This is a genomic window from Arthrobacter sp. TB 26 (assembly GCF_000427315.1).
Classification (GTDB): Bacteria; Actinomycetota; Actinomycetes; order Actinomycetales; family Micrococcaceae; genus Arthrobacter.
In genome coordinates this window covers 1-4,065 of sequence record NZ_AUPJ01000366.1, presented here as the reverse complement: position 1 = coordinate 4,065, position 4,065 = coordinate 1, and the positions used below count along the sequence as shown (strand labels likewise).

Here is a 4,065-nt window from a genome sequence, read left to right as displayed (position 1 = left end):
CCCGCCCCCGGCGGCTAGTCCCGTCCGCCGGCACGGCCGGTACCCGGGCGTCAGGAATGCAGGCGGAGGGGGCGGCCGTCGTCGTCGAACCGTGCGCCGGCACCGAGCTGGACGAAACGCACGGTGCGGGCCAGCCGGGCCTCCGCCTCGGCGTTCTGGCCTGCGCCGTCACCACGGGCCGCGCTGGAGGACAGGGTGCCGTGGATGAGCTGCGCGAGCTGGGTGATGTCCGCCTCCGGAAGGTATCCCTGGGCGACTCCGTCCCGAAGGATGCCCTGCAGGAGCACGCTGAGCTCCCCGACGTGGTCGGCAAGTTTCGCGAACGACGCCGGGGACAGCACCGCGCCCATCGCGGGGCCGGGCGGCAGGTGGCGCCGGCTGAGGTCCTCGACCTGGGCCCGCACATACAGGGCCAGACGGTCCACCGGGTTCTCCAGCGAATCCAGGGATTCCCTCAGGTCAACCAGGAAACGCTCGGTCTCATCCAGCGCGTAGGCGATGAGCAGCTCTTCGATGTCCGCGTAATAGTTGTACACGGCGGTGCGGCCGATCCGGGCATGCCGTGCGACGTCGGTCATGGTCAGCCCCGGCAGCCCGTGCGTGAAGAGGAGCTCGCCGAACGCAGTCAAAATGCGGCGTTGGGTCTCGGCGCGTTGGGCGGCGTTGCTCGCGGCCGAAATCCTGGGCATACGGACACTTTAGCGCGATCTGTCAGCAAAACACGGTTTGTCGCCGGGCTGCCGCAATCTTTAGGTGGCGCAGCCCTCCGGGCCGCAGGCCGCAGCGGTTCCAGTGGTGTCTCCGCTCCCGGCTGAGCTGACCATCTCCAGCGGGCGGCTGTCCTGCCAGGCCTGTTCAAGGGCGGTGGTGAACGTCTCGACGGGCTGGGCGCCGGAGAGCCCGAACTTGCGGTCGATCACGAAGAACGGGACGCCGGTGATGCCCAGCGCGCGGCCTTCCTCGAAGTCCAGCCGGACGTCGTCGGCGTATTTGTCGGTGGTGAAAAGTTCGTCCAGCTCGGCGGCACCGATTCCCAGATCCACCCCCAATGAAGTCAGGTAGTCCCGGCTGCCGATGTTCAAGCCCCGCTCGAAGTGGTCGCTGAGCAATCGTTCCTTCGCGGCGTCCTGCCGCCCGTGTGTGGCGGCCAGGTGGATCAGCCGGTGGGCGGTGAAGCTGTTGGCGACTACGACGTCGTCGAAGCGGTAGTTGAGGCCCTCGTCCTTGGCCTGCGCTGCCACGTGCGCGAACATTCCGACGACCTGGGCCGGGGCCATGCCCTTGCGGGTGCTCAGGTAATCCAGTTCGGTGCCGTCGTAGTGGTCCGGCAGGGACGGATCCAGCTGGTAGCTGCGCCACGTTACCTCCACAGCCTCGCGGTGCGGGAAGGCCGCGAGGGCGGTTTCAAAGCGGCGTTTGCCGATGTAGCACCAGGGGCACGCGACGTCGGACCAGATCTCAATCTTCATGTTCGCCACAACCCTGAGGACTGGACGGCCATTCCGCGTGACCAGTGTTAGATACCCCACAAAAGGACTTGCGACTAAACCGATCCTGCGCAAATTTTCGGGAATTCGGGTCCCCCTGAGTCAACCGGACAAGACACTGTGACTCAAAACCAGTGTGTTGAGGCAACCGTGAGCAGCTCCGATACACCGGCCGCAGCAGCTCCTTGGGGCGTCCGAAGGCTCCCGTGCGTGCCGCGCGACCGAACGATCTCGCGTGAGCCGGCTTCCAACACGCACTCGGCAGCAAGCAGGTCCCACGGCTCCCGATCCGACGGCAGGTTCTCGACGGACATCCAACGCCTGAGTAGAGCTTCGGGCCCAAATCCCCCCGGGCCTGCCCGCGCTGACCATCGCGCCGCGTCGAAGGCGGCGGGGCCCTGAAGCGCTGACGCGTCGAAGACGATCAAGCGCCCGCTTCTACTTTTGCCCAGGTTGGCCGGAGCCAAGTCGCCGTGCAGAGGAACCGCTCTCCCGCTGGCATATGCGGCAACGGCCCTGCCCAGCCATGAGGAGGGAACGTTTTGCCCGGATCCGAGGAGTGCGGCCACCGCTTTTTTCCAACGCGGGATCATCACCTCGTCGAGGGGTCGGAGTAGCGGCTCTACATCGCGGGTCGGACGGTGCATGGTCCTGCCCATACTTGCCAGTTGGTCCACGAGCGCCAACTGATCGGTAAGGAGGGTCGCGGCCGGATGCAGTTCCAGGTGCTCGATTAGCAGCCAGCTGCAATCGCCCGCCTCGCCGCACACCAGCCTCGGAACATCCAGGCCCCTATCCCGCCAGGCCTGTTGGAGCGGCCCTTCACCCCGGGGGCTGTCCCCATAGACCTTGAGAACCACTTGGGGTCCGAGCACTGCGACGGGCGAGCCCGTCGTTAGGACGAAGTGGTAGAGCAGCCTGGGCTTGTGATCGATGGCCAGCGCGCCTAGAAACCGGCCAAGACCCAGCTGCTCCTGCAACTTTGGCAGGAGTTCCAGGACTCGTTCGAAGGTCGGCATGTCTTCCGGTGCGTGCACCGCAACGACTTGGCGCTGCTCCGCGATTGCAGCAATGAGTCCTTTATCTGGTTCGTTCACGTCAATGCCCCGTTGTCCTACTAGGCGGTTTCTAGGGGTCGTTGCAACACCTGGTGGTTAGGTGGTTAGTAGTAAATCACGTAGACGCTCGGCTGGGGTATCCCAGCCGAGCGTTTTGCGTGGGCGGCCGTTGAGCTCCTGAGCGACGTGTTCGAGGTCTTCAGGTCCGTAGGCGGACAGGTCGGTGCTTTTGGGGAAGTACTGGCGCAGCAGCCCGTTAGTGTTCTCGTTCGAACCGCGCTGCCAGGGGCTGGCTGGGTCGCAGAAGTAAACCTGCATTTCGGTGGCTAGGGTGAAGGTCTTGTGGGCGGCCATTTCCGCGCCCTGGTCCCAGGTCAGAGAGCCTCGCAGATGTGCCGGCAGGGCAGAGATGGTGTTGATGAGCCCGTCCCGGACGGTTTCGGCGGTGTGGTCATTTGGCAGGTGGACGAGCATCACGTAGCGGGTGGTGCGTTCGACCAGGGTTCCGATCGCGGACTGGTTGTAGGCGCCGGTGATGAGATCCCCCTCCCAATGACCGGGTACTGCGCGGTCCTCGATCTCGGGTGGACGCTCGGAGATCATGACCATCGGATCCACGAACCGGGAGGTGCGCTGTTCCCCGCTCTGGTGGTGTTTCCGGCGGGTCCGGCCGGTGCGCAGGGCTGCCTGTATTTCGCGTTTGAGTCCGCCTCTGGCCTGGACGTAGAGGGCTTGATAGATCGTCTCTGGACTCACACGCATCTCCGGTTGGTCGGGGAACTTTTTGACCAGGGTGTGGCTGATCTGCTCCGGAGACCAGCGTATGAGCAGCTTGGCCTTCACATAGTCGCGCAGGTCCGACTCGCCAGCGAGCTTGGCGTTTTTGGGTCGTGGCCGCCGGGCAGCGGCCTTCCGCTGCGCCCCGTGGGGCAGATAGCCCAACAGGGCATCGGCATTTCGGCCCAGCTCGCGGCTGATCGTTGAAGCCGAACGGCCAAGCACGCTGGCGATCGCCCGCATCGATGAACCCGAGGCTTTCAGGTCCCGGATCATCTCCCGCTCCTGCACGCTAAGAAATCGCGGGTCGATGAGTTTCTCGAGAGCCGCTGTCGGTGGGGCGAGGGCCGGCGAGGTCATAGTGGTCACACCACGTTTGTAATCGACCACCCGCCCATCAGCGTAAATGCGTCGGCCGCCTGACTTACGAATCCCCAGGTCCCACTCCGCCGCGGTCCTGGGATGCACGCTGACCGCTGCGGCCGCCTCCCGCCGACTCAAGCCGGCCTTGCGTAACCGGAAGTACTCATCCCGGCCCCGGTGAGGGCGCGCCCCCGGTTTACCATGGCTCTTCAGTCCGGCTTTACGCACCCAGCCGGCGCACGTATCGGGGCTCAATCCCAGCTCCCTGGCCGCCGCCCCCGTGCTCTTGAGCCGGTCGAACACGACGAAGAACTCATCCTTCTGCCCCTGCGCGTACTTCCTGTTGGTTCGAGGTTCTCCCGTTAAAGACGACACGGTCG

General features: G+C 65.1%; 4 protein-coding genes. All 4 read right to left on the bottom strand.

Translation table 11 applies throughout. The annotated features are described in order from the left end of the window. Positions 1-50: 50 nt before the first annotated feature. Entirely contained in the window at positions 51-689 is a 639-nt protein-coding gene (locus K789_RS0114225; RefSeq protein ID WP_024367336.1) for a TetR/AcrR family transcriptional regulator, read from the bottom strand. 60 nt (positions 690-749) lie between these two features. Continuing rightward, positions 750-1,469: a DsbA family oxidoreductase gene (locus K789_RS0114220; RefSeq protein ID WP_024367335.1), complete on the bottom strand. Its 720-nt coding sequence runs from the start codon at positions 1,467-1,469 to the stop codon at positions 750-752. 143 nt (positions 1,470-1,612) lie between these two features. After that, complete coding sequence (locus K789_RS0114215) at positions 1,613-2,584, bottom strand: hypothetical protein (protein ID WP_128081638.1); 972 nt, start codon at positions 2,582-2,584, stop codon at positions 1,613-1,615. A gap of 57 nt (positions 2,585-2,641) precedes the next feature. After that, positions 2,642-3,823, bottom strand: a complete 1,182-nt coding sequence (locus K789_RS0114210; RefSeq protein ID WP_128081639.1) for an IS30 family transposase — start codon at positions 3,821-3,823, stop codon at positions 2,642-2,644. Positions 3,824-4,065 lie beyond the last annotated feature (242 nt).